Source organism: Gemmatimonadota bacterium (genome assembly GCA_016719105.1).
Lineage (GTDB): Bacteria > Gemmatimonadota > Gemmatimonadetes > Gemmatimonadales > Gemmatimonadaceae > SCN-70-22.
Genome location: JADKAQ010000028.1, coordinates 1 through 25,304 on the forward strand (window position 1 = coordinate 1; position 25,304 = coordinate 25,304).

General features: G+C 69.6%; 22 protein-coding genes. 4 read left to right on the top strand and 18 right to left on the bottom strand.

Translation table 11 applies throughout. The features are described 5' to 3' along the window. On the bottom strand, nt 1–227 hold a 227-nt coding region (locus IPN47_22195; protein MBK9410708.1), incomplete at its 3' end, for a carboxypeptidase regulatory-like domain-containing protein. A 427-nt stretch (nt 228–654) separates the two neighbouring features. Here IPN47_22195 and IPN47_22200 point away from each other — a divergent pair. Continuing rightward, nucleotides 655–1,539, top strand: a complete 885-nt coding sequence (locus IPN47_22200; protein MBK9410709.1) for a succinylglutamate desuccinylase/aspartoacylase family protein — start codon at nt 655–657, stop codon at nt 1,537–1,539. Then, nucleotides 1,502–1,687, top strand: a complete 186-nt coding sequence (locus tag IPN47_22205; GenBank protein ID MBK9410710.1) for a hypothetical protein — start codon at nt 1,502–1,504, stop codon at nt 1,685–1,687. Before IPN47_22200 ends, IPN47_22205 begins: the two co-directional genes overlap by 38 nt. 83 nt (nt 1,688–1,770) lie before the next feature. On the opposite strand, the gene IPN47_22210 is transcribed toward IPN47_22205, so the two are convergent. The 6 genes from IPN47_22210 to IPN47_22235 form a co-directional block, all read right to left on the bottom strand. Further along, nucleotides 1,771–3,201: a DUF3526 domain-containing protein gene (locus IPN47_22210; protein ID MBK9410711.1), complete on the bottom strand. Its 1,431-nt coding sequence runs from the start codon at nt 3,199–3,201 to the stop codon at nt 1,771–1,773. Nucleotides 3,202–3,242: 41 nt separating this feature from the next. Next, on the bottom strand, nt 3,243–4,658 hold the full coding sequence (locus IPN47_22215; protein MBK9410712.1) for a DUF3526 domain-containing protein: 1,416 nt from the start codon (nt 4,656–4,658) through the stop codon (nt 3,243–3,245). A 67-nt stretch (nt 4,659–4,725) separates the two neighbouring features. Next, on the bottom strand, nt 4,726–5,430 hold the full coding sequence (locus IPN47_22220) for an ABC transporter ATP-binding protein (protein ID MBK9410713.1): 705 nt from the start codon (nt 5,428–5,430) through the stop codon (nt 4,726–4,728). Between the two features lie 208 nt (nt 5,431–5,638). Further along, a complete protein-coding gene (locus IPN47_22225) occupies nt 5,639–6,409 on the bottom strand; it encodes a response regulator (GenBank protein ID MBK9410714.1) in 771 nt (256 codons plus the stop codon). 61 nt (nt 6,410–6,470) lie between these two features. Next, nucleotides 6,471–8,429 (bottom strand): histidine kinase, encoded by a 1,959-nt coding sequence (locus IPN47_22230; protein MBK9410715.1) that lies wholly within the window; start codon nt 8,427–8,429, stop codon nt 6,471–6,473. Between the two features lie 188 nt (nt 8,430–8,617). Next, nucleotides 8,618–10,840 carry a carbohydrate binding family 9 domain-containing protein gene (locus IPN47_22235; GenBank protein MBK9410716.1) on the bottom strand — a complete coding sequence of 741 codons (2,223 nt, stop codon included), beginning with the start codon at nt 10,838–10,840 and terminating at the stop codon, nt 8,618–8,620. Nucleotides 10,841–11,233: 393 nt separating this feature from the next. Between IPN47_22235 and IPN47_22240 the strand changes: the two genes are divergently transcribed. Both IPN47_22240 and IPN47_22245 read left to right on the top strand, forming a co-directional pair. Then, nucleotides 11,234–13,537: a TonB-dependent receptor gene (locus tag IPN47_22240; protein ID MBK9410717.1), complete on the top strand. Its 2,304-nt coding sequence runs from the start codon at nt 11,234–11,236 to the stop codon at nt 13,535–13,537. 61 nt (nt 13,538–13,598) lie between these two features. Further along, nucleotides 13,599–14,060: a hypothetical protein gene (locus IPN47_22245; protein ID MBK9410718.1), complete on the top strand. Its 462-nt coding sequence runs from the start codon at nt 13,599–13,601 to the stop codon at nt 14,058–14,060. A 57-nt stretch (nt 14,061–14,117) separates the two neighbouring features. Here IPN47_22245 and IPN47_22250 read toward each other — a convergent pair whose 3' ends face one another. The 11 genes from IPN47_22250 to IPN47_22300 all read right to left on the bottom strand — a co-directional run bounded on the left by IPN47_22250 (nt 14,118) and on the right by IPN47_22300 (nt 24,790). Next, nucleotides 14,118–15,590 carry a phosphatase PAP2 family protein gene (locus IPN47_22250; protein MBK9410719.1) on the bottom strand — a complete coding sequence of 491 codons (1,473 nt, stop codon included), beginning with the start codon at nt 15,588–15,590 and terminating at the stop codon, nt 14,118–14,120. Next, complete coding sequence (locus IPN47_22255) at nt 15,587–16,387, bottom strand: hypothetical protein (protein ID MBK9410720.1); 801 nt, start codon at nt 16,385–16,387, stop codon at nt 15,587–15,589. Before IPN47_22255 ends, IPN47_22250 begins: the two co-directional genes overlap by 4 nt. A 223-nt stretch (nt 16,388–16,610) precedes the next feature. Further along, nucleotides 16,611–17,174 (bottom strand): hypothetical protein, encoded by a 564-nt coding sequence (locus tag IPN47_22260; protein ID MBK9410721.1) that lies wholly within the window; start codon nt 17,172–17,174, stop codon nt 16,611–16,613. A 66-nt stretch (nt 17,175–17,240) separates the two neighbouring features. After that, a complete protein-coding gene (locus tag IPN47_22265; GenBank protein MBK9410722.1) occupies nt 17,241–17,681 on the bottom strand; it encodes a RagB/SusD family nutrient uptake outer membrane protein in 441 nt (146 codons plus the stop codon). 22 nt (nt 17,682–17,703) lie between these two features. Beyond that, nucleotides 17,704–18,498, bottom strand: coding sequence for a hypothetical protein (locus IPN47_22270; GenBank protein ID MBK9410723.1), 795 nt, complete (start codon nt 18,496–18,498; stop codon nt 17,704–17,706). A gap of 22 nt (nt 18,499–18,520) precedes the next feature. Next, complete coding sequence (locus IPN47_22275; protein MBK9410724.1) at nt 18,521–18,892, bottom strand: hypothetical protein; 372 nt, start codon at nt 18,890–18,892, stop codon at nt 18,521–18,523. After that, on the bottom strand, nt 18,834–21,503 hold the full coding sequence (locus IPN47_22280; protein MBK9410725.1) for a SusC/RagA family TonB-linked outer membrane protein: 2,670 nt from the start codon (nt 21,501–21,503) through the stop codon (nt 18,834–18,836). Before IPN47_22280 ends, IPN47_22275 begins: the two co-directional genes overlap by 59 nt. Before the next feature lie 184 nt (nt 21,504–21,687). Then, nucleotides 21,688–22,320: a prolyl oligopeptidase family serine peptidase gene (locus IPN47_22285; protein MBK9410726.1), complete on the bottom strand. Its 633-nt coding sequence runs from the start codon at nt 22,318–22,320 to the stop codon at nt 21,688–21,690. Nucleotides 22,321–22,951: 631 nt separating this feature from the next. Beyond that, the gene (locus tag IPN47_22290) at nt 22,952–23,659 is read right to left on the bottom strand and encodes a hypothetical protein (protein MBK9410727.1); all 708 of its coding nucleotides are present in this window, start codon (nt 23,657–23,659) and stop codon (nt 22,952–22,954) included. A gap of 76 nt (nt 23,660–23,735) precedes the next feature. Next, nucleotides 23,736–24,038: a hypothetical protein gene (locus IPN47_22295; protein ID MBK9410728.1), complete on the bottom strand. Its 303-nt coding sequence runs from the start codon at nt 24,036–24,038 to the stop codon at nt 23,736–23,738. 74 nt (nt 24,039–24,112) lie between these two features. Next, entirely contained in the window at nt 24,113–24,790 is a 678-nt protein-coding gene (locus IPN47_22300; GenBank protein MBK9410729.1) for a hypothetical protein, read from the bottom strand. Between the last annotated feature and the right edge of the window lie 514 nt (nt 24,791–25,304).

The following is a 25,304-nucleotide window of genomic DNA, read 5'->3' on the forward strand; positions in this document are numbered from 1 at the left end:
ACGGAAAACCGGCCGTCGTCGCCGGATTGCGTGCGCGCCTCGCGTCCCTCGGCATCGGCGAGGGCCAGCGTGGCGGCGGCCAGCGGCGCGCCGAGCGAATCGACCACGCGACCGCTCACGCGCCAGGCAGAGGTAGCGGTCTCCTGGGACGCGAGGACCGACGAATCGAGGGCGAGGAGGGCCGCCAGGAGCAATGGCACGGCGGCACGCCGAAACGTGTGAGACACGGCAGGGGGATGAAGGGTGAGCGCGAGAATCTCGCCGCCACCGCGCCGGTATTCCCTCGCCTTCTCATGAACGGCACGTGAACACCCATGAGTGGTCGCGGACGAATCGTGGATGGCCCGGCGCCCTCCGCGCCCGGCGCCGGCAGCTGCAAACGCACGATGGCCCGCCGCGGCGTACGCCCGCGGTGGCCGACGTCCGGTTCAGCTCCGCTCACCGCGCGCGTTCGGCCGTTCATCGCTCGAAAACGACCACTCATGAGTCACGGTTGCGACCGGCGGCGTCCGTCCGTTACCTAACGCGCGCCATCTCCACCGTTTCATCCCGGTCACTCGCCAGGAATCGATGCGTACCCCTGCCCCCGCTCACCCCTCGCGGCCCGATCTGCGTGCACGATGCCTCCCCCGGCACTTCCTGCGCTGGTCGGCGGTGCTGCTGGTCGCTGGGCTCCCCCGGTCGACCCCCGCGATCGCCCAGTCCGCGTCGACGATCGCCGGGATATCGTGCGACGCGGGATCGCGGTGCCGCACGCACCTCACCGTCCCCGCGCTCGGCGCCGACACCGCCGTGCTCCTCCCCGTGACGGTACTGCGCGGCACGCGCCCCGGTCCGACGCTGGCGATCACCGCCGGGGTACACGGCGGGGAGTACGTGCCCATCCTCGCCGCCCAGCGGGTCGCCACGACCGTTGACCCGCTGCAACTGACGGGGACGATCGTCATCGTGCACGCCACCAATCCCGTCTCGTTCTTCGGGCGCGGCGTCTACTACACCCCCGCCGACGGCCGCAACCTCAATCGCATGTTCCCCCGGGCGCGCCGACGGTTCGCTCAGCGAGCGCACCGCGCACGTCGTCTTCACCGAAGTCATCCGCCGGGCGGACGCCTACCTGGACCTGCATTGCGGCGACGCCAACGAGGCGCTGCGCCCCTACGTGGCAACGCGCGTGAGCGGCGACTCGGCCTACGATGCGCGGGTGCGCGCCCTGGCGATCGCCACGGGGCTGGAGCTCCTGCTGGAGACCCCGGTGCCCACCCCCGTCCCCACTCCCCCGGGGACGACCACGATGACCGCCGCGGTCAACCGCATCCCGGGCTTCACGATCGAGTGGGGGATGCTAGGCCGCACGGACGACGCGTCAGTCAACGGACAGCTGCAGGCGGTGCTTGGGGTGGCGCGTGGCATGGGGATGCTTCGCGGGCGCCCCGGGCGTGGTGGGCGCCTGCGCATGACGGGGTCTCGCACGGCCACGGCGCCGGTGAGTGGGCTCGTGCGCGTGGAGGTCGCCCTCGACCAGGCGGTGCGCGAGGGTGAGCGGATTGCCGTGATCCACGACCTGTTCGGCGTGCAGCTGGCGGAGGTGAAGGCGCCGGTGAGCGGGCGTGTGATCGCGTTCACCGCCACTCCGCCCGTGCGCTCGGGGGAGCCGGTGGTCGCCATCGGCATCCCCGCGCCGCGCTGACCTTCGCCGGTTCCCCGCGAGCGAGCCAGCGCCGCCGCGCGCTGGCTCGGCGAAGGGCGACGAGGTGGATGGGGTCGAGAAGGCTAGCGCCGCAGCCGACGCAGCCCCCCGGAGGCGAGTGCCGCCAGCAGCAATGTCGGCAGCAGGAGTCCCACCACCGCCGGCATCACCCGCACCGCCACCACCGATGCCGGCTCCTCGGCGAATTCGAAGGCGGGAAGCGCGCGGAAGTCGGCGGCCGAGAGCGTCGACTTGGCGAAAATGCGCGGGAAGAACCACGCCCGCCACGCCGCATGGAATCGATCGACCTCGCCCTGGAAGTAGCGATACCGGTGCACGCTCGTCCCGGAGAGATCGAAGAGTGCCGCCTGCAGCACCAACGCCGGCGAGACGAAGCGGAAGCGATCGGCCAGTGCCTGCTGGGCCACCAGGCGCTGGTCGAAGTCGGCAAGCGCCGGCGCCATGCTCGACTCCACCGCCTCCTGCACCGCCACGCTGCGGGCCGCGAAGTTGTCCATGTCGGGGGCGCCACCCGCCATCATTTCCGGATGGTCGAGGTAGTACTTCTGCAACAGGACGCTCCCCTGTTCGGTGGCCTCGTTGGTGGCGGCGCGCAGGGCCGTCGTGAGTTCGACGCGCGACGGGGACGGGCGTGCGGTGGTGACCGCGACGTTGTACAGCGACGGGATGATGACCACGACCGCCAGCCAGGCCCCCAGCAGGATGACCGCGTTGGTCGCAGAGGACTTGCCGGCAGCATTGACGGCCAGTGCCACCCCAAACCAGAACAGCGCATAGAGCGAGACGATCGCCGCCCACAGCGCCAGGCGCGACAGCGCCCCGGGGGTGGCGAGCGACGCACCGCCCGCCAGCGTCCCCACCAGGAGCAGCGCCAGCGTCACCCCGAGCACGACGCCGATGCGCGCCAGGAGCTTCGCACCGATCACCCGTCGAGCATCCACCGGCTGCGACAGCACGAGATCGAGCGTCCCCTGCTCGCGTTCCGCCGACACGATGTTGTAGCTGAGCGCGAGGATGAGGAGCGGGAGGACGTAGATGACGACGAAGGCGACGTCGAAGCGCCCGGCCATCAGGTTCACCGGATTCTCGATTTCATCGTTGACGATGAAGGTCTGCTTGGTGCGCGTGGAGACGCGGGCGTAGTACGGATAGAGGTCGCTCTGCCCCACGGCGAAGGCGGCCAGCGGCGCTGGCGGCAACACGGCGTACCGCGTCGCCTGCGTCCCCCCCGCCACCGATGGGATGGCCGGGTTGGTCCACGGCTTTATCCCTGTCGAGTCCCCCGCGGCCAGTCGGTCGATCGTCGCCTGGTGCTCCGCCAGCCGCGCCTGCTCCTCCTCCTGCACCGTGGCGATCGTCTCGCGTTGGAAGCCCACCCAGCGCGTTCCATTGAACAGGGCGTAGCCCGCCAGCAGCGTCAGGACGATGCCAAAGAGGCGGAGCGTGGCGTCGGCGCGCAGGAGGCGCCACTCGAAGGCGGCAAATCGCAGCATGGCAGGTCCCGGTGGGGGCGTGTGAGGGGCGCAGACGCCCGTTAGTCGAGCCGCAGCGATCGCGTGCGGGCCACGGACACCAGGGCGACGAGGAGCCATCCGCCCAGGAGCCAGAGGCTCGGGGCCTGCATGGCCATCGCCTGCGCGATCGGGGGCCCCTCGTACTCGAAGGGAGGGACCTCACGCCAGAGCGACGGATCGGCCTTGTACGAGAAGTCGCCGCTGCGGGAATTGGCGGCCATGCTCTCGTTCATCGTCTTCACCAGCCGGCGCCGGTACCGCTCGGCCGCGTTGGCGAAGGCCTGATGGTGCTCCACGTCGGTCCCCGCCAGCCCCATGGAGAGCGATCGCACCGCCATCAGCGGGGCGATCACGGCCCCGAGCTGGTGCACGGTGTTCTGCTTGCGATAGGTGTCGTAGAGCGCCCCGTAATGCCGGTCGAACACCTTGTTACCATCCTCCTCGGCCTGCTGCATGGAGATGGCGTCGAAGTTGATCGGCAGCGAGTCGACGGAACTCACCTTGTACTTCGCGAGCGTCGCCTTGAGGAGCTGTGCCGTGCGCTCATCGGGTGAGTGTCCGTCGAGCCCCTTCTTGAGGTCGGCGTCGAGGGCGGTGACGAAGGTGAAGGCCGAGGGGGTGGGATACACCCGGCGCGCCACGTCGGAGAGGGCGCGCGGGGCGACCAGCGAGTTCGCGGCCCAGAAGGCGAGCAGGACGAGGAGGGCGGCGCGCGACGACCGCGTGCGCGCCGACACGGCGAGCGCCACCGCCACGAAGACCGTGAAGTACGCCGTGTAGGTGAGCCCCATCAGCGCGATGCGCGGCCACTCACCGCCCAGCGCCCCCTCGCTCGACGCGAGCACGAGCGCCGTAGCGCCGAGGAAGGCAGCCGGGACGAGCAGGACGCCTAACGCCGACGCCACCCCGAGTGCCTTCCCGGCCGCCAGTGCTCCCGGCTGCACCCCAAGGCTCAGGAGCTGGCGCAGCGTTCCCTGCTCGCGCTCGCCGGCAAAGGCCGGAAAGGCGAGGACGACGATGAGGAGCGGGAGCAGGAGTTGCATGATGGTCGCCGCCGTCCACTGGCCGAAGCGTTGCGTCGCCGTGGCATCCATGGCGGGGCGAAACTGGAACTCGTTCTGCTTGTGCGCCTCGAGGTACGCGGCGACGCCCACGTACGGGTCGACCCCCTGGTCGACCAGCGAGAGGAGCGTGCGCGGCTTGAAGGCCCACAGTCCGTAGTGCGCCGCCGAGTGCGGGTTCTTGGCCGGTTGGTTGACCCAGAAGTCGCGCATGGTGGATGCAGCACGGTCGTGCTGCGCCTTGACGTCGGTGTAGTGCCTGGCGCCGGCGCCTAACGCGGCGCACAGCAGCGTCCCGACGATGACCGCCGACCAGCGAAATCGGCCGTCGCGGAGGGTATCGGTGAATTCCTTGGCGGCGATGCGGGCGATCATGGAGTCCTCGCGAGGGGGGCGAACGTGATCGGATGACGGGGGGGGCGGGCTGCTCGGGCCGCGCCCGTCAGTCGCGCATGTGCTCGAGGTACAGCCGCTCCAGGTCGGCGTGGCCGATGTCGGCGGTACTGAGCGTCTGCACGAGGCGCCCGTGCTTCATCATCCCCACCCGCGTCCCCGACTCCTTGGCCCGGAAGAGGTCGTGGGTGGCCATCAGGATTGCCGCTCCCTGCTCGCGCAGCATCGACAGCAGTTCCGAGAACTCGTTGGAGGCCTTCGGGTCGAGCCCCGACGTGGGCTCGTCGAGCAGCAAGGCGCGCGCGCGCTTGGCGAGGGCAATGGCGATCCCGACCTTCTGTCGCATTCCCTTGGAGTAGCCGCCGACCCGCTTGTCGACCGCATCGACCTGCAGCCCGGCCTGGAGGAGGTACTGCAGCAGTTCGTCGCGTTCGTGGCGGCGTCCCGTGGCGAGCGAGGCGAAGTAGTCGAGGTTCTCGAGGCCGGTGAGGTTCTTGTAGAGCATCACCGTCTCGGGGATGTAGGCGACGTAGCGCTTGGTCTCCAGCGGATGCTGCGTCACGTCGAGCCCCTCGATGAGGGCGCGCCCTCCCGACGGTTCGACGAAGTTGAGGAAGAGATTGATCGTCGTCGACTTGCCGGCCCCGTTGGCGCCGAGCAGGCAGAAGACCTCGCCCGGTGCGATGGCGAGGTCGAGCGGGTGCAGCGCCGTGAAGGTGCCGAACCGGCGGGTGAGCCCCTGGGCTTCGAGCACGGCGCCGGTCCGTTGGCCTGCCGCATCGGCGGCGTGGGAACCAGGCGTGGGGGCAACGGTGGCGGTCATGCGGGGCTCCGGAAGCAGGGAGCCGCGAAGGTAGGATACCCTCCAACGACGAGCAGCATCCATCCAGCGAGTGGCCGGTGCGGCCCGGTGAACGGCCGTAGGGCGCCACCGGTGGTCGCCGGCGCCCGGTGAGGGCCTGCTACAGCCGGAGCAGCTCGTCGCGCAGCACCCGCGCCCGCAGGCGGCTCACGGGGAGCTGCAGGTTGTTCCGCAGGTTCACGACGTACGTGCCGCCCGGCATCGGCGAGATGCGCTGGATGAGGTCGACGTTGGCCAGCGTGCCGCGCGACAGGCGCACGAACTTGGCCGGATCGAGGCGCGCCTCGAGGTTCTTGAGGCGATACGTGATGGTGAACCGCTCGCCGGCGATCATCGTCAGGTGCAGCAGCTCGCCGTCGGCGACGATGGCCGCGATCTGCTCCACCGGGAGGATGATGATGTCGTCCTTCTTGCGCACCGGGATGCGACGGAGGAAGCGGGGGGCCCCGCTGAGGTCGACCTCCTCGGCGACCGCCTTGAGGCGCGACGCCTCGGCGGGGCGGAAGTCGGCCTGCTCGAGGCGCTCGAGGGCGCGATTGATCGTCAGGCGCAACCGGACGGGGTCGACCGGCTTCAGGAGGTAGTCGATCGCCGCCAGCTCGAAGGCCTGGACCGCATACTCGTCGAAGGCCGTGACGAAGGCGACGAGGGGGAGCACGTCCTTGCGCAGCAGGCGCACGACGCCGAGTCCGTCGAGCTCCGGCATCTGGAGGTCGAGGAGGGCGAGGTCGGGGCGCAGGTCCTGGATGAGCTCGACCGCCTCCGTCCCCGTCGTCGCCTCGCCCACGATCTCCACGTCGCCGTGCGAGGCGAGGAGGTTGGAGAGAAAGGCGCGCGCCGGGCGCTCGTCGTCGGCAATGACGACGCGCAAGCGGCTGTCGAGGTGAAGGGGACGCGGCGATTGTCGAGCGTTCATGTCTGGGGCGGTGGGTTCAGCTGGCGTGGCGCGCGGCGGGGGCGGCCGAGGCGTCGGCCAACGCCTCCGGCTCCAGCGCCGACGCATCGACGGGAATGGTGATGACGACGGTCGTGCCGCGATCGGGGGCGCCGCTGATGGCCAGCGAGGCCCGGGGGCCGAAGATGCGGTCGAGCCGGCGCTCCAGGTTGGCCAGGCCCACGCCGGTCCCCGTGGGGGCGTGACGCCGTTCCTCGCGCCAGCCGGCCCCCGTGTCGGCAACCGTCAGCTGCAGCATGGCCGCCCCGTCGTCCTGCGGTGCGCTGCACCGCGCCGAGACGGAGACCTCGCCGCCGCGCTTGAGCGGCGAGACTCCGTGCTTCACCGCGTTCTCCACCACGGGCTGGAGCAGCAACGGGGGCACCAGCAGCTCGCGCAGCGCCGCAGGGACGTCGACGCGCACGGTGAGTCGTTCGAGGAAGCGCTCGTGCTCGATGGCGAGGTAGTCGGCCACGATGTCCAGCTCCTCCCCCAGCGGGACCGACTCGCGCGTGGGACCGCGCAACACGGCGCGCAGGAGCGCGGTGAGGCGGTAGAGCACGCCTAACGCCCGGTCGGGGGCGGCCTGCATGAGGTAGCCGAGCGTGGTGAGCGCGTTGAACAGGAAGTGCGGGTTGAGCTGCGCCCGCAGCGCCATGAGCTCGGACTCGGCCGCCAGCTGCAGGATCTCGCGTTCGCGCAGGTCGCGGGCAAAGCGCTCGCGCGCCACCCGCAGCACGTCGATGCGACGCCCCAGGACCCCGGCGACCGACTCGAGCAGCCCGATCTCGTCGGACAGGAGACGGCGGCTTCCGGGAAGCGGGGCGATGTCGATCGCGACGAAGGGGCGCTCGGCCGTGGGGACGAGCACCTGCGCCCGGTCACGCTCCTGCGAGGGGATGACCACCCGCGCATGCGCCGGCGAGTTGGCGTCGGTCACGTAGCGCCACTGCACCCCCTCCCGGCGCGTCCCGAGGGCGCGGGCCAGGGCGGCGCACGTCTGCTCGGCGGCGTCCTCCTCCCCCTGCGCGCGCGACGTGGCCACGGCAACGTCTCCGCGCACCGAGGCGTAGTCGCCGCGGTCGAGGATCACCCGGTCGACCAGATGCGATGCCATCCGGTAGATGGCCGGATAGGCCAGGGCCGTGGCGACCCACAGCGCGATGAGCGCCGCGGTGGCCAGCAACGACGCATCCCCCTGCTGCTGCGTGGCACGCAGGAGGGGAACGGCCGCCGTCAGATGCAAGAAGACCGCAACCACCACCAGCACCGTCACCGAGATCGCCCGCCGGAGGAAGAGATCGGCGAAGGCAAAGCGATAGTCCTGATAGAGGATCACCAGGACCAGGAGGATCGAGGCGTGGTGCCCGAACAGCGCCGTCCACCAGGAGTCGGCCTGCGTGGCATCGTGCCCCAGGTGCAGGGTCGTCGCCGCAAACGCCGCCAGCGCCACGATCGTCACCGTGCGACGGCGCGCCGCGGCGCGCCCCATCCCGATCGCGACCAGCGTGACCAGGAGGAGATAGCCCACCGTGAGCAGCAGGAGCGCTGTCGGCGACGGGAGCGACGGGGTGCTCCCCCCTCGAACAAAGAGGAAGGCGGCGGCACCGCTCAGCGCATAGGCAAGCACGACCGGTCCCCGGCGCCAACCCCTCGCCCCCGCGGGGACCGACGAGTGCACGACCACGGCGGGGAGGAAGCCGAGCGCCGAGAAGGCGATGGCGACGAGCCAGCGGGCCGGCTCCCCCATGCCGAAGTCGCGTACCCCGTAGATGACGATCGCCCCACAGTTCCAGACGAGGCCCAGCAGCGCCGCGATGGGGGAGAGCGACGGGACCGACTCGGGCTCCCCCGCCAGCCGTCGCCGATCGCGCGACGTCATCACCGCCAGCATCGCGTAGAGCACGATGCCGGTGGCGAAGCCGGTGAGGTGGATCAGCGAGACGATTTCGGGCATGCCACGCGAGCGTGAGGGGACTTCGCGGGTGGGAGTATCCCACCGCGGACCCACGGATGGGAACCTGCGACCAACGAACGGTCGTCCGGACTCCATGAATGGTCGTCGAGTCCCGGCCGTCGGGACACCCCCTCGTGGCCCGACGCCGTCCCGCGCCTACCCTCGGGCCCGCGGCGCCGCCTCTGCGGTCACCTTCCGCCGAGGTGGACCCACTTCACCAGCAGCTCGCGCCCCGGGGCGTTGAAGCGTGCCTCGTTGGGGCCCGCGGCGCGGGCATCGTTCAGGATGACGTAGAGGAACGACAGGGGGCGGTACTCCCATGACAGGCGCGCATTGAGCGACTGGCGCCCCCGGGCCGAGTTGTACTGCCAGGTTCCCGACAGCTGCAAGCGCGGGTTCACGGCCCCGCGCAGCACGCCACGCATCACGTGTGTCGTGATCGGCTCGCCCTGGCCGCGAAAGCGGTTGTAGTTGTGGGACAGCTGCACGCCCAGCCGCGGGTCGGCGACGACGTTGGCGGTGGTGGTGACCTCGTCCAGCAGGCGATCGTAGAAGCGCCCGGTGTAGGCACGCACGTCAGCACTGACGCGTCGGCTCTGGTCGCTCCCGACGTACACGTTCGGCCGCCAGAACTGGTACTCCCCTGCGGGAATGGTCACCCCCGGGACCGGGGAGAATGGTGCCGGAAGGCGTTGCGTGACGAAGTACACGTCGGGATAGAAGAGCGCGCCATTCTCCAGGAGGAAATCCACGTACAGTTCGGTCGAGCTCTCCTGCAACCGCCGCAGGTCGGGATCGGTATACAGCTCGCTCGCGGCGAACCAGTAGAACGTGCGCAACCAGCGCGGACGCCATGCCGGACGCCAGTCGTAGCCCAGCATGGGACGGTGCATGAAGACGTCGGTGCGCGACACGAACCCCGTCCGGGGGGCGTAGTTGCGGCTGACGAGCACTTCGGCGAGTCGCGCCGTCCACGTGGACGACCGATAGTCGAGCGAACCAGACGCCGAAACGCCAGGGTCGCCCCCACCCCCGGGGGCGTTGACCGAGAGCGTGGATGTGGTCGTGAGCCGATCGTTGAAGCGCCAGAAGGCGTCGACCGCGCCGACCACGTCGTGCGTCGTCCCCCCGGAATCGGCGCGGTCCGTGCGCGTGGCCAGCAGCGCCCCGACCCGCCCCCGCGACGCGACGGGACGCGAAACGCGTAGCGCACCAAAGGTGCTCCCCTCGAGCCCCGCCGACGCCCCCTGGTGCAGGACCAGCCCTCCCATCGTCACCCCCGCACCCTGCCGCACGAACCGAAGGCCACCGCGCACAGGCACGGGCGTTCCATCGTCGGCCAGTCCGATGCGGCGCGAGAAGAACGGCCGCACCTGCAATGCCCCTGACGTCCCGGCCTCGAAGAGCGATGCCGCCTCGAGGAAGAACTGGCGGCGTTCGGGAAAGAAGACCGAGAAGCGCGTCAGGTTCACGACTTCGTTGTCCACGTCGGCCTGCGCGAAGTCGGTGTTGATCGTCGCCTCCAGGAGCGACGTGGGGGTGGGTGACCAGAGCAGCTCCCCGCCGGCCTGCAGGTCGCGCCCGTCAGGCGCAACCGAACCCGGCGTGGCGCGCCGGTCGGTCCCCACCACGAACGGGCGCACGCGTACCCCGCCTCGCGACACGGGTGGCGAGATCCCCACCAGCTGCCCCCGTATTCGAGCCGCGAGGCGTCGAGCGCGCGCGGCCAGTCGCCCCACGCGCTCAGCTCGTTCGTCCGGCGCGCGCCGGTAGAAGTTGAGGCGGAAGTTCCCGGGGGGATCGGGATACCGCAGCATCGTCCAGGGGATGGCCAGCTCGGCCGTCCACCCCGTCGCCGTGCGCTCCGCCCGCGCCTGCCATGGCCCATCCCACGCCTCGTTGCGCGTCGCGGCATCGCCATCGAAGACCTGGAAGTCCTGCATCGCCCCCCAGGGCGTCACTTCCATCCCCACCGCCGTGCGCCCATCCCCGAACGGATCGATCACGACCCCGACGAAGTCATTGTTGCGGCTGTCGAAGTCGCGGCGCAGGTCACGCACACGGATCCCCGCCGCGCCTAACGAATCGTGGCAGGTGAAGGCGACATACAGGAATCGCGCGTCGGCCACGACGCGCACCTCAGTGCGTGCGAGGAAGGCGCCCTGTTGCGGTTCCACCTGCCGAAAGCCGCGGATCGCCGGCGCCTCGGTCCACGCGCGTTCGTCCAGTCGGCCATCGACGACGAGCGGGATAGACGTCGTCGACGCGCTCCAGGTTCGCGCGCGCGCGGACCCGGCATCGTCCCCCTGCGCGAGCAGCGAGGCTGCCGCGCCGGCGAGCAGCGCCGCTGCCGCGCCGGAGAGGCGCGCGAGTCGGGCCGCCACTCGTGGCGGATACGATCGCTCACGCATGATCGAGAGGCAGCGGACCGTCGGGCCATCGACTCGATCGCGCTCCGGCAGCAAGGCGGGCATTTCGTCACAGAGAGGGGAAGAACGCAGCCTCGCTCGGCACGGCACGCGGCGAGGGTCGCATCGCACGCCGCAGGCGCGCACTTGGCGCCGGACGGTGCCGTCCCCTGCCTCGCCGAGCCATCGGTTCCCTGTGAGTGGTCGGAGTGGCCGCACGAACGGTTCGTCCCCGTGTCCGACTCACGTCCGGTCGCTGATACGCTCGTCGGGCGTCGGGACCGTTCATGGGGTGATTTCGACCACTCATTCGGCTTCTGTCGCCAGACGAACCGGGAAATGGCACTCTGCGGCGCGACGACGCGTCGCTGTTCGCTTCTCTTCCCCGTTCCACACTTGCCTCCCGCGCGCACCTCCATCCGGCGACGCCCTTCCGCTCACGTCGCGATCGTCTCGCTGGTCGCCATCGCCGCGCTCGTCGCCAGCCCGGCGCACCTGCTGGCGCAGCGCCCGGTGACGGGAATCGTGGTCGATTCGGCAACGGGGCTTCCCGTGGTCGCCGCTCGTGTACAGGTCGCCGAACTGCACCGCCTCACGCACACACACGTGGACGGACGCTTTGCCTTTCCGGACCTGCCGATCGGGCGCGTCACGCTGGAAGTGTCGCGCCTGGGGTACCGCGTCGAGCGCCGCGTCATCGACCCCGCGCGCGACACGACAATGCGCATCGTGCTCGCCCCGGCCGCCATTCAGCTCGAGACACGTGTGGTGACCGGCGCGCTCACCGAGCGCCCGGGGGAAGAGGTCCTGAGCCCTACCACATCGCTTTCGGGGGCGGCGCTCGACCGCTCGCTGGGCACGACGGTCGCAGCCTCACTGGCGAATGTCCCCGGCGTCGCTGTCTCCTCGCTCTCCCCGTCCACGGCGCGGCCAGTGATCCGAGGGCTCGGTGGTGACCGCATCGTCATCCTCGAGGACGGCCAGCGCCCGGGCGACCTCTCGGCCATGTCAGGCGACCACGCCACCACCATCGAACCGCTCACCGCCGAGCGCATCGAGGTCGTGCGCGGTCCCATGTCGCTGCTGTACGGGGCGTCCGCGTTAGGCGGCGTGGTGAACGTGATCCGCGAGGAGGTCCCGACGTCGCGCGTGGACGGGATGCACGCCAGCCTGTCGGCACAGGGATCGTCGGTCAATCGTGACGGCTCGGTGGGCGGTGCCGTCTCAGGTGGCGGGGCGCTCGCGTTGCGCATCGACGGTTCCGCGCGCGGGAGCGGCAATACGCGCACCCCGCTGGGGCCCCTCGTGAATACGGGCGTTGCCGAATACACCCTGGCCGCGGGGCTGTCGCGCGTAAGCGAACGCGGGCACGTCGGCGGATCGTATCGCTTCTATGCCAACGACTACGGCATTCCGGGAGGGTTCATCGGCGGGCACGCCACGGGCGTGGACATCGTGATGCGCCGGCACGCCGGGCGCCTCGACGCCGACCTGCACGTCGCCCGCAAGGCGCTGGAGAACCTGCGCGTCACCGCCACCCTGTCCGACTACGGCCACTCGGAACTCGAGCCAAGCGGTGCGCTGGGCACGCGATTCGACCAGCTGCAATTCACGACCGAAGTCGTCGCCCGCCATCGCCCCATCGGAGCCGTCGGCAACGGGGCGGTGGGGCTGCGCGTGCAGGGGCGTGACATCCAGACCGGGGGCACGCTGTCGACCCCGTCCACGCGCACGTACGGCGCGGCACTCTTCGCGGTCGAGGAGATGACGCGGGGGGCCCTCACGTTGCAGCTCGGCGGGCGCTACGAGTTTGCGCGCTACGAGCCGCGCAAGCGCACCTTCATCGACGTGGGCGGTGCGCGCATCCCGACGCGCGACCGACAGTTCGGGGCGCTCGCCGGCTCGGTCGGCGCGCTCTGGCGCGTGGCCGACGGCGTACGGCTGGGGACGAGTGTGAGTCGGGCCTTTCGCAGCCCCGAGTTTGACGAACTGTACTCCAACGGCCCGCACCTGGCCGCCAACTCGTACGACGTCGGGGATCCCTCGTTGCGCGCCGAGACGGGACTCGGCGTCGATGCCTTCGTGCGAGTGAACCGGCATCGCACGTCCGCCGAATTCGCTGTCTTCCGCAGCCTGCTCGACAACTACGTATTCCCCTCCAGCCGTGGGCGCATCGAGCTCGGGGCCCAGGGTGGACGACCGCGCTTCCAGTTCACCAACGAGAACGCAGTCTTCGCCGGGGCCGAGGGACGCGTGGAGTGGAGCGCCACGCCGGCACTCGTGTTCGACGTGACCGCCTCGTACGTACAGGCGCATTTCACGAGCGCGCGCGACTCCATCCCCGTCATCACCCCCGACACGAGCTACTTCATCGGCTCGTCCGACAAGCCGCCGTTCGTTCCGCCACTCAATGGCTCGGCGGGTGTTCGCTATGACCGCACGCGCTGGTTTGTCTCCGGGCAACTCAGGGGATCGACACAGCAGGAGCGCCTGGGTGACTTCGAGGATCCCACGGCGGGTTACGTCGTCCCGTCGTTCGGCGCCGGCCTGCGCTTCGTGCACAACTCGCAGTTGCACGCCATCACGCTCCGGTTCGACAACGCCTTCAATCGCGAGTATCGCGACCACCTCTCGCGCATCAAGGCGGTGCGTCCCGAAGCGGGGCGCAACCTGTCGGTGCTCTACCGTCTCACGATCTAGCGCCTGCCCCGCCGTCAGGGCCGATCTTCCTCGCCGTCCTCACCTCACAGGAGAATTCCTCATGCTGTCCACGCTCGTCGCTCGCCGCTTTGTGACCCCGCTCATTCTCGCCGCCACGCTTGTCGTCGGCGCCTGCTCCGACGATCCCACCGAGCCCGAGGACGAGCCGGAGGTGCAGACGCTGACGCTCACCGTTGGGAGCAGCACCATCACGATCGACAAAACCACGGGAGCGGCGTCCGGGAACCTCGTGGTGCCGGCGGGCACATCGACGGTGGCGGCGCAGTGGAAGCGCGCCGACGGAAGTCTGGAGACCCTCATCACTTCGGCCGAGTTCGACCTGAAGATCACCCCGGCAACGCCGGCCAACCTCACGTGGACGCCTAACGGCGCGTTCGCAGGCACGCTGGTCACCACCGGGCTGGCCTCCAACGCGACCACCAACGCGTCGGTCGCCCTGTTCCACAAGGAGGAGCAGCACGAGGACTTCGGGCCGTACAACTTCACAGTGCGGGTGCAGTAGGACGTTGGTCCATGGGGGATGCGAGATCACCCGGTAGCGGCCGGGCTGCGCCGTCCGCTACCGCACCCCATCCCCCTGCATCCGCGCCACCACCGCCTTCCCGACCGTCGCGCCCAGCGTCTCCCCCGCCTCGATGTCGAACCGATAGTGCACGCCCGACCACACGCGCGAGTTGGACGCCTCCAGCGCCAGGTCGTCCCACTCCCGTGACTTCTCCGGAAAGAGGGCGTTCATCACCTGCGCGGCCGCGTTGGAGATGGTCGAGTGCCCGGAGGGGTACGACGGGAACGGCGGTGTCGAGAAGATCGTGTTCAGGCTCGGGTCGACCGTGATGGGGCGGGCGAGCCAGTAGTGGAACTTGGCGTCCCAGCAGGCGACGAAGGCGTCGTACATCGCGATGCTCACCCACACGCGCGCGCGTGCCGCGCGCGGGAGGCTCCAGCGGCGACGCGCCAGCTCTTCCTCCACGAACAGGTCCCAGCGCGCGGTCGGCGCCTCGGTGGCCCAGAAGCGGGCACGGTCCATCTGTACCACCGTGCGCCCGCCAGCTGCGAGCATGCGCAGTTCGTTCATGGACGCCAGCCAGGCCGCGCTCCCCGGCACCGGAAACGGCGGCGGACGAAAAGCACTCCCCGACGGAATCACCCACGTCTGCCAGGTCCCGGCGAGTGCGTCGAAGGGAACCTTCACGCGGCGCGCTGGGGTCGGCTGCCATACATAGGCGCCGGTCGGCATCACGCCGTCCCACACCTTGTCGGCACCGTCGGTCGCCGCACGCTGCAGCACGCGGCGCGCCACCGCCTCGCCTAACGCGTATCCGGCCTCCACGTCGCTGCGATACGCCGCCCCCGACGCCAGGCGTGCCTCGCCGGCCTCGCGCATCAAGGCCCGCAGGCGCGCGGTGTCACCGGGAAGCGCGTTCGCCGCCAGGATCGCTCGTGCCGCCGCCGCCACCGCCGCGTGCTCACTCGGATAGCTGGGCACGGCGCCGTCCGACACGCGCAACCGCACGCGGTCACTGGCCTCGGCCGGCGAGCGCCGACGGTACGCCCACTTGGCGTCCCACGTCGCGAGCACCGCGTCGTACGTCGCGGCATGCAGCAGCGCCATCAGCCGCGCCGAGCGCGCCGGGGTGGCGACGCGCACGTCGGGGAGGATGGTCCAGTAGACGCCCAAGAGGTCGACCGCGGTGCGGGTCCACAGGCTCGTCGGGTCACCCTCATGCAGGCGAAGGACCGAATCGCTCACCGCCGTCGCGCTGCGTTGCAGCGCGACGATCTCATCGAGTTCCCGAGCCGCCTGCGTCGAGCCCTCGGCAGGCGGCGCGGGAGGCCGGAGTGCGCCGGCGCTCGGGAGGACGAGGGTCGGCCAGTTGGCGGCCTCCGCCTCCACAGGTGGCGCCAGCGTGACGTGCGGTTCCGCACAACCGAGCACCGTCAGGAGCAATGTGGCGATCGTCGCCGGCACCGCGCACCGGACGCGCGGCGCATGCCGCGGCGTTCCGGTGACCCCAGCGCGTCGCCGTTTCATCGACGCACCGCGTCGCCGTGCGGGACGCCCTCGGGTCGGAAGGTGATCGTCCGCGGCGTGCCGGGGGCCGTATCACCAAAGTCGTCGCGGTACGGCCGGATCGCGAAGGGGCGCTCGCTCCCGATCGGCTCGCCCTGGTCGGCGATGGGTTCGACCGTGATCACGTGGGTCCAGCGCGAGCCGCCCGTGGCGTCCTTCTCGCGCAGGTCGAGCGGGAGGCGCAGGACGGAAGGGAACGGGAAGCCTAACGGGTTGGAGAACCAGTCGTCGCCGGGAAACTCCTCCTCCCCCGCCGTCTGGAAGTCCTCGACCCCGGAGAAGGGGCCCCACCCGGTGTCGTCGCGTGTCGTGATCGCCCCCGACGCGTCAGGGAGGAACTTGCCATACGAAAGCCAGATGGCGTCGGGCTTTCCATGGTCGCGCACCATCCACCCTTCGTAGGTCCATCCCGGCGTGAGCGGCGACAGGCGCACCCACTGGTCGTTCTGCGGCGTCTGCCGGGGGGCCATGTTGAACAGCCACACGCCGCATTCTTCAAACGACGGATAGCCGTTCATGAAGTTGTCGCTGGGGCTGAACATGGTGAACTGCCCCGGGACCTGCTTGAGCGGGAGGTTGCCCAGCGTCAGCGCGTTCTCCACCGACAGCGTCGCGCGCCCCCCCTTCCACTCGCCCTTCATCAGGCGATGTGCGGAGGGCGATCCCGCCGGGTCCTTGAGCGTCTGCACGGTCACCACGATCGACGCCGGTTCGTTCGTCGGCAGGGCGACGTCGAGCGTCCCGCTCGTCCCGCTCACGGCGAGCGTGCCGAGGGGGGTGGCGCCGCCGGCCGCGTCGAGGCTCCACGCCTCATAGCGCCCTGTGACACCGGATCGAGCGCGACCAGCCCGGTCACCGTCAGTTGCAATCCGGCTTGGGCCGAAGGACCGGTGCTCTCCGGCGAATCCCCACCGCCGCACGCCGTGAGCCCCGCGAGCATCGCCAGCACCGCCTGCCTCGCGAGCGCCGCCCCTCGACGCATCATTCGCCCCCCGACCCGCGATACTGGTCCGCCCCTCCACCTCCACCGGGGTCGGCGGGGGGCGTCGACCCCGCCCGGAATCCCTTGGTCACGATGAAGGTGACCACGACCGCGAGGGCGCTTCCCACCACCCATGCGGTGCGCTTCTTCGAGAGCGTGCGCACTCGCACGTCCGTCACGTCACGCGTCCCCAGCGTCACCCGCACCCCGCTCACCGGGAGCTCCTGCCCGCGGATGGGGGTGACCGAGGCGACGTCGAGCACGTAGCGGTCGCCCTCCATGCCCTTGAGCACCCCCGTCACGCGCAGGATGCCCGGGCCTAACGCGGCGGTGTGCGCGATGCGCCCCTCATCGGTGAGGTCGAGGGCAATCGCCACACCGGGCGCGGGCGCCGTCGCGGGCGGGACGTACGTGTAGCATGCCGTGAGCAGGTGCAACGCGGCCAGCAGTGCCCCCCCCGCGCGGAGCGAACGCGACCGGGGACGGCGCCCTGTGGCCGCGCCGTCCCGGTGGTCATGCTTGCCAGGCTCCTGGTCCATCACCGTCACATCAATGTCTGGCATGCACGTCACGATCGGGCCGGGCGGCCACGCGCCGATCGTCCGGCGCGTGGCCCTCCCTGTGCGCGATCAGGTGCCGCGCAGGTTGGGGTTGGACTGCGTCTCGTTGAGCGAGATCGGGATGCACTTGTCGCGCGTGTCGATGTAGCTGTTCTTGGCCGGCCCCGTCTCGGCGTTCCACCGGCGCCGGTCCCACCGGCGGCGCCCCTCGAGCCCCAACGTCGCGCCACGCTCCTTCTGCAGCACCGGCCACGCCTGGGCCGCCGTCGTGATCCCGGTGAGCGCCGGGAGCGGCGCCGACGTGGTGTTATGGAACGCGCGCACCTGGTTGATGAGCGTCACCGCCCCGGCCACGTCGTTGTTGCGCAACGCCGCTTCGGCACGCAGCAGCAGCATCTCGGTCCCCTTCACGATCGGGATGTCGGCGGCCAGTGTGGCGTACTTGCGCTGGCGGAAGAAGGTCGTGCGCCCATCCTGACCCACCGCCAGCGCGCCGCTGGTCGTACGCACCGTGTCCCACGGCACACGCGGGTCACGCACCGTGGCCCACTGCGTGTTGAAGACGGTGAACTCCGAGCGCGTGATCGTCTCGAACGCCAGATCGTTGTTCTCGGCCGTGGTATTGGTCGGAGAACGGCGCCACGAAGACGTAGGCCGTGGGGACGACCGAGGCATCGGTCACCGCCGCCGTCCAGTTGTTCTGCCAGGCGCGCACCGAGGCGCGACCGCCCGAGGCTACGCGCAGGAGCGAGTCCTTGATGGCGCCGGTGAGCGTGTTCGCGATGCGAATGGCCTCGGTGAACTGCGCCTCGGCCCGCTGGAAGTGCACCTTGTGGTCGCCCGACGGGCCGCCGTCGATGACCGAGTTGCACGTCAGTTCGCCTAACAAGCGATTGGAGAGCCCGGCATAGATGTTGGCGCGCGCGGCGAGCGGCGACGTGTCGTAGGCGGTGCCGAGCACCTCCTTCATGCGCACGATCCCCTGCTCCGCTACCCAGCGCGAGCGGTGCATCCCGCCCCAGTGCCCGTTGATGTCCTCGGGGCGGATGATGCCGCGGTTCCAGAGCCCCTCGCCCGGGCCGTAGCTCCCGGAGTGGTACAGGTCGTCGGACATGATCGCCGCCCCCTGCGCGACGACGTCATACGCGCGCGAGAGGTCGAACGCCATCCCGGTCACGAGCCCGGTCATGGCCGTCGGGACATTCAGGTTGTCGTCGGCGATGGGGCCGGGGTTGGAGACGTCGAAGAAGTTGCAGCCGGCGGTGGTCGCCAGGGTGGTGATTGCGACGGTCGCCGAGGCGCGTCGCACGATTCGATTCCACTGCATCGTGTGTGATCCTCGGTTGAGGTTACCAGTTGGTCCGGAAGGAAACAGAGAACGAGCGCAGCTGCGGCAGCGTGTAGTACTCGCGCCGCCCCACCTGGCTGTCGGCCTGGTCCGACGACTCGGGGTCGAGGCCGTTGTAGTCGGTGCTCAGGAAGAGGTTGCGCCCGGCGAGGCTGAGCGTGCCGCCGCGCGACCCGGGAATCCACTTGGCCGGCACGCGATACGACAGCGTCACGTAGCGCAGGCGGAAAAAGTCGATCTTCTCGATCCAGGCGTCGGCCAGGTTCTGCGTCGTGTTGTAGCCGCAGCGCGTGCGGTCGAGGCGTTGATGCCGTTCAAGGCGCTGGCATCGCCCTTGGCCGCGGCGATGATGGCGCGCTGGTTGGCGTAGCACGGACGCCAGTTGCCACGAATGGCGTTCTGGTAACCGACGTAGTTGATGTTGTAGCCCCCTTCTGGAACTCACCCAACCCGTCGATGGTGAGCTTGTCGAACAGGGTGAGCGTGGTGCCGAAGCCCATGATGTTGGTGGGCCAGGTGGGGCCGATGTACATGTTGGTGTCGGAGCGCACCGGCGCCTCGAACTTGTCCGCGTTGAGGATCTTGCGGGCGAAGAGCGAGGTGACCGGGTAGCCCACGCGCACCTCGGTGAAGCTCCCGCCCACCGCGATGAGCGGCTCGTCGCCGAGGTCGGTGGCTTCGCTCTTGAGGTGCGTGAAGTTCACGCGCCCACGCCAGTCGAAGTTGGAGCGCCGCACGAGCCCGGCGTCGAACTTGACCTCGAGCCCGGAGTTCTGGACCTCGCCGATGTTCTCGAGCTGCCGGTTGAGGAAGCCCTGGCTGGGAGGATACCGCACCTGGATGAGCGCGTCGGACGTGGTGGTGTTGAAGTACGTCATGTCGACCGAGAAGCGACCGGCGAAGGCGCTGGCCTCGAGCCCGACTTCGGCTTCGCGCGTACGCTCGGGGCCCAGGTTCGGGTTGCCCAACTGGTTAGGCGAAAAGCCCGGCTTGGCTTCGTCGCCCGCGATCGGATCCCAGGTGCGCACGGCGTCGAAGGCTCCCGGCGCCTTGCCCGACTCGCCGATGGCGGTGCGCAGCTTGAACGTCTCGATCGTGTTCTTCGGCCACCACTCATGGTCGGAGAGGGCGTACGCAAAGCCGACCTTGGGATACCACTGCAGACCGAAGTCCTTGCCGAAGGCGCTGTTGCCGTCGACGCGCATGCCTAACGTGAGGAAGGCGCGGTCGTTCCAGCCGATCTGCTCCTGGAAAAAGAGCCCCGCGTTCACCACGCGGCGGCGCGTATCGGTGCCGACCGTGCGGCGCGCGGCGCTCGTGATGACCGGGTCACCCGGGCCGGAGAACTCGTCGGCCGTCACCGCGGTGCTGCTCAGGTTGTCCTGGAAGAGCTGCCCGCCCACCGACGTCGAGGTGGTGATGCTGCCACGGAAGTCCTTCTTGTAGGTCGAGGCGTAGTCGACCGAGAGGAACTGCCGCACCCAGTTGGCCTGCGTGAGCTGCCCCACCGCGTTGCGCAGGTGGCCGAACGGGATGACGGAACGATTCTCGACGTTGTTGTAGTCGAAGCCGACCGAGAGGCGATTGGTCCACGCCTCGATCGGCGAGTAGTTCATCGTGAAGCCGGAGATGTAGTGATCCGTCTTCGTCTTGGTGCCGATGGTGAGCGCCGCATCGTTGTTCATGCAGATGACCCCCGTCTGCACGCACCCGGCGCCGCGGTAGTTGCCCGCCGTGCCACGCGCCACGTTCAGCAGGAAGCCGTTGGCCAGGTTGCCGTCGGCAATCCAGTCCTGGTCGCCCCGCTGGTACGACGAGTTGAGCGACAGCTCGAGCTTCTGGAACGGGCGGAAGGCGAAGTTGCCGCGGAAGCCACCCGTGGTGTACTCGTTGGACTCGAGCGCCCCCTCTTCATTGGAGAGGTTGCCGGCCAGGAAGTACTGCGCGATGTCGCTGCCACCCGCCACCGACATCGCCGCCTTCTGCACCGCCCCGGTGCGAATCCACTTGCCGCGCGACGGGCAGGTGGCGTCCTCGAACTTCACGTCCTGCCCGAACGTCGCGCTCGTCGGCACGATGTCGATTCCGAACAACTCGGGCCCCTGACAATCCTTGAGGTAGACGGCCGTGGGGTCGCCATCGACCTTGAGGTAGTCCAGGTCGTTGGTCCCGCCGGTGAGGTCGAGCGACCACTGCGGCTTCCCGGCACGCCCGCGCTTGGTGAAGATCTGGATCACGCCGCCCGACGCCTCGGTGCCGTACAACGTCGTTGCCGCCGCCCCCTTCACGACTTCCACTCGCTCGATGTCTTCCGAGCGAATGTCGTTGAACGGGTTGATGGTCTGGCGCGCGTTGGTCACCGTCGGCGAGACGCCGCTGAAGATACGGACGCCGTCGACGTAGATGATGGGATTGTTGTCCTGCGAGATGGAGTTGTTGCCGCGCAGGCGGATCTGGCCGCCGGCACCAGGCTGTCCGGAGTTAGCCAGCACGGTCACCCCCGGCGTCTGCGCCGAGAGGAGTTGCTGCGCGTTGGCAACAGGGGCGTTCTGGATCTGCTCGGCGGAGATCGTCGCCATGGAGTTGGTGATCTCCTTGCGGCGCACGTCACCCGTCGCCGTGACCACCACCTGCTCCAGCGCCACCGGCGCCTCGCGTATGACGAAGTCGAGCGTCGCCGTCTCGCCGGCGGCGACGTTCACCTGGGCCGACGCGGGGGCGAAGCCGAGGCGCACGACACGAATCGTGCGCGGGCCAGCGGGCACATTGCTGAGCCGGTACTCGCCGTTCTCGTTGGTCTGGGCGCCGATCGCGGTCCCCACCACACCCACCTGGGCCTGGGGGAGCGGGCGATTAGCCCCTTCCACGATGACGCGCCCGCGTACCGAGCCGGTGGCCTGTGCGGCCAGAGGCGAGGCGACGACGAGCGCGAGGCCGGTCGACAACAATGACCGTGCGAGTGATCGAAGCACATCTCTGGACATGTAGCTCCTCCTGGTGCGTCAGGTGGGGGGAGGGAGGGTCGAACAGGAAGTCGGGGATGGCAGCGGTACACAGGATTTCGAAGCAGCGGCAATCATGGCAAGTCGCGTGGGACGTGCCGCGATCCGCCGTCAGGTGCAGGTGCGCCAGCGCGCGGCCACCCGTCGGGCCGCACGCGTTCGCCTCCTACCGCGTGCGGAGCGGCGGCTGCGGCTTCGAGAGGTCGAGATAGGGACGCAGGTTCCACTCGAAGAAGGTCCAGGTGCGGTTCCACGAGTCGATCTGCTCGGGCGAGTCGACGCGCTCCAGCGTCTTGGAGTCGACGCGTCGGCTGAAGGCGTGGCCCACCGAAGCGCCCCAGGGGGCGGGGTCGACGTAGACCTTCGTTTCGGCAAGGTCGGGCTTGAGGGCGCGCAGCTTCCAGACGATCTGCTGGTCCTCGACGTAGTTCACGTCCTCGTCGTTGGTGGCCACATGTACGAGGATGGGGCGCTGCAGCTTCTCGACCGAATACAGCGGCGAGCGCTTGATGTACTCCTCCTGCTTCTCGTGCGGGAGCCCGCGCAGCCCGGGCTGCGTGGAGAAGTCGCGCTGGTAGCGCGGCCCCTTGTAACCCAAACGGAAGACGAGGTTGGTGACCGGGACGATCGCGGCGCCGGCCTTGAGCGGCGTCTCGCCGCGGAACAGGAGGTGCGCGGTGATGAAGCCGCCGTGGCTCCATCCCATCACCCCCACCCGCTCGGCGTCGACGTGCGGTAGCGTCTTGAGATAGTCGTAGGCGCCGTAGACGTCGTCGACTTCCTTGGCCCCGTAGTCGATCGCGCGCTAGTGCGCCCTCGCCGTAGCCAGTGCTTCCGCGATAGTCCGGGGCGATGACGACATAGCCGCGCTCGACCGCCTCCTTCACGAACGGCAGCATCGTCGCCCCCCACGAGGAGTGCACGCCGCCATGCACCCAGATCATCGCGGCGTGCCCCTTGGTGCCGCGCTTGTTGAGCGGCTGGAAGAGGAAGGCCGGGATGTCCATGTCACCCACCGGCGAGCGGTAGGTGATCTTCTTGAAGTCCATCACCCCGCGCTGCGGACCGCGTAGGTACTGTCGATCGCTTCGCGGTTCTTTGATGTCTTCAGCCCAATCGCGCGTCGAGTGATCGGCGGGATCGGCGCTGACGTACAGCGACTCGGCGCGCGTGGTGGGGGCGGGGCGGCGAGTGCCGTTCGTGCGCGCTCCACCCTGCTGCTGCGCGCCGACTTCCGGCGTCAGGACCAGGACGCCCACTGCCAGGGCGAGGACGACTCGTGCACCGGCGGGGGCCAGTCGGGCGAGGGCTCCGGACATGTGAAAGCGCTCCTGCATCCGCGGAGGGGACGGCGAAATACGGTGGGAGGGGAGGTCCCGCAATATTTCGTATGCACTCCGGTGTGCAAGAGGAAGAGCCCGCCCGATTGCCTAGCTGGCCATGATGTAGTGGCAGCCGGCTTCCTGCGCGCGAAGGCAGGCGAAAATGCCGTTCGGTTGGATGATGATTCCGGGGATCATCAGCTCGGTCGCGCGCTTGCGTGCCTCGGCGTTCTCGATCCTGTCCTTCTTCGCGATGCGCGACGCCACGAAGCGGAAGGCCCAGCCGCAGGCGAGGACCGTTCCTCCGCTCGTGAGAAACGTTTCCACCGTGTACTTCTTCGCCCGTTCGTCGCTCCCGGCCGACTCGCCGCTCACGGGATTGGTGAGACGCCACTTCTTCCCTTCATTCGTGCGCAGCTTGTTGTCCTTCCCCACTTCGTAGCGCGCCCAGTACTCGTCCTTCATGATCAGGTCGATGGCCGAGTGGCGGAAGACGACGACGGGAGACATTTCGGCCCGCTCGGTGCCGTAGACCTCCTTGTACATGTCGCACCAGGCGATCGCACGCACGAGGGCGGCGCCGTCGGCGATCTCGGGCGAATCGAAGACGGCGCGGTACTTCCCCTTCACGCGATCGGTCCAGCTCATGTCCCACGTTTCGGTGATCGGCAGCGGGTGCTCGTCTGGTCGATCGTGACGGGGTGCCGGCTCCACGAGGCGCGGTGCGGCGGCGTGCAGGAGGGACGGGGCGCCGGTCACGCCGAGGATCGAGGCGCCGCCGAGCAGGCCGAGGAAACGACGACGAGGAGTGGGCATTGGGAGACGGGAGACGGGAGACGGGAGACGGGAGCGCGCGGCCTGGCCGGGCGCGGTGCGGAGCGCCGATGCGAGGTTAGCGCGAGGACGCGGTGGCGTCGATACCGAGGGGGATGAAGCGTCCCTCGCCGACGATCGAGCGAGAGATGGAGTACAGGGTGATACCGGAGGGGAACTTCATCAATGGACCGCCGCTGGCTCCAACGATCGCCGCTCCCTGATCGAAGCGCGTGGCGATGCCGGGGTAGCGCAGGAGTTCGCGGACGTGCATGTGACCGGCGAGGGCGAGCGGATACGGATGCGGGGCGACGCGCGCGATGACGTCGCGCGCGTTGGAGACGGTGTGGCGGAAGGCGGCCTTCCCGTTGACCGTGATCACGCTGGGAGCGGGCGGGCGTCGTTGAAGCGTTGATCATCTCGACGGCGGTGTGAAGAACGGGATGTGGTTGAAGGTCACCACGAGGTGCCGGACGGGACGACGGCCAGGTCGCGCTCGAGCCACGCCAGCTGCAACGAGTCGACGTGGCCATAGTAGCGCGTGTCGTCGATGTCGACCGTGTTGAGGGCGACGAAGTGGACGCCGCCGGCATTGAACGAGTAGTAGTCGGGGCCGCGATAGTGGCGGTACATCGTGCGGCCGTAGAGCGGGTGATCGGCGGCGACGCCGGAGCGGTCGCGCTCGATGCCGAAGATCTCGTGATTGCCCGGGACGGTGTAGAGCGGAACCTGCACGGGCGCGACCTGCTCCTGAAAGAGGTCGTAGTAACCGCGCGCTTCGACCTCCCCCACCCGAAGCGCATCGCACCAGGTCGCCGGTGATGAGGACGAAGTCGGGGCGCAGCGAGTCGACGAGGGCGCGCAGGCGCGCATGCGCCCACCGACGCCGGGGCGATGGGTGTCGGAGGCGTGGACGAAGGTCAGGCGACCACCACGGGCCGGCGCACGCTGTAGAGCGAAGTCGACCGTCGTCGCGCCATCGACCACCGTTGCCCAGAACGCCCCCGTGTTGCGGTAGCCGTCGGGGACGCTGGCAAAGACGATTCCGGTGCGCAGGGCACTCGTCAGGCGGTAGACGCCGTCGGCGCCGGTGACGACAACCGAGTCCTGGTCCGAGACGGCGACGCCCGGCACCCCCGGCTCGCCGGTGTCGCGGCGCCCGTTGGCGTTGCGGTCGAGGAGACGACGCTGTCGATGGTGCGTTGCGGCTGGCGGATGGTGCTTTTGCCGAGCCGTGTCGCGAGCGCACCTCAGGCGCGACGCGCGTATCACGGGTGCCGTGCAGGGCCGCAGGGTGCGCCGAGATGACGCCACCGCGCCGGGAGGCAGGCGACGGCCATCTGCAGGCGAGGCGGGGACACGCTGGCGGGTGCGTTCCCCGGCGATAGGGGGAACGAAAGAGTACGGTGCCGGAACCGTCGGCGCCACGTGACGCGGACGCTGCACGTCGGCGCTACGTGACGCGGCGCTGCACGCCGTCGATTTCGCCGGGCCTTGCCGAGTCCGCTCGCGTCGGCTTGCCGCGGCCTGACGCCCGCTGCATCGTCGGTGCGCTGGCGAGGTGCAGTCGCCCCTCCGGTGCGGCCGCAACCACGCGGACGGCTCGCGCCATCACTGACCGATGACGAGCGCACGGACCGCGGCGCGC

Bases quoted from the DNA above. Each gene is read 5' to 3' on its own strand.
- IPN47_22230 (MBK9410715.1), bottom strand. From the start codon at position 8,429: ATGCCCGAAATCGTCTCGCTGATCCACCTCACCGGCTTCGCCACCGGC.
- IPN47_22290 (MBK9410727.1), bottom strand. From the start codon at position 23,659: ATGCCCACTCCTCGTCGTCGTTTCCTCGGCCTGCTCGGCGGCGCCTCG.
- IPN47_22250 (MBK9410719.1), bottom strand. From the start codon at position 15,590: ATGAAACGGCGACGCGCTGGGGTCACCGGAACGCCGCGGCATGCGCCG.
- IPN47_22260 (MBK9410721.1), bottom strand. From the start codon at position 17,174: ATGCCAGACATTGATGTGACGGTGATGGACCAGGAGCCTGGCAAGCAT.
- IPN47_22245 (MBK9410718.1), top strand. From the start codon at position 13,599: ATGCTGTCCACGCTCGTCGCTCGCCGCTTTGTGACCCCGCTCATTCTC.
- IPN47_22215 (MBK9410712.1), bottom strand. From the start codon at position 4,658: ATGATCGCCCGCATCGCCGCCAAGGAATTCACCGATACCCTCCGCGAC.
- IPN47_22235 (MBK9410716.1), bottom strand. From the start codon at position 10,840: ATGCGTGAGCGATCGTATCCGCCACGAGTGGCGGCCCGACTCGCGCGC.
- IPN47_22210 (MBK9410711.1), bottom strand. From the start codon at position 3,201: ATGCTGCGATTTGCCGCCTTCGAGTGGCGCCTCCTGCGCGCCGACGCC.
- IPN47_22270 (MBK9410723.1), bottom strand. From the start codon at position 18,498: ATGCAGTGGAATCGAATCGTGCGACGCGCCTCGGCGACCGTCGCAATC.
- IPN47_22280 (MBK9410725.1), bottom strand. From the start codon at position 21,503: ATGTCCAGAGATGTGCTTCGATCACTCGCACGGTCATTGTTGTCGACC.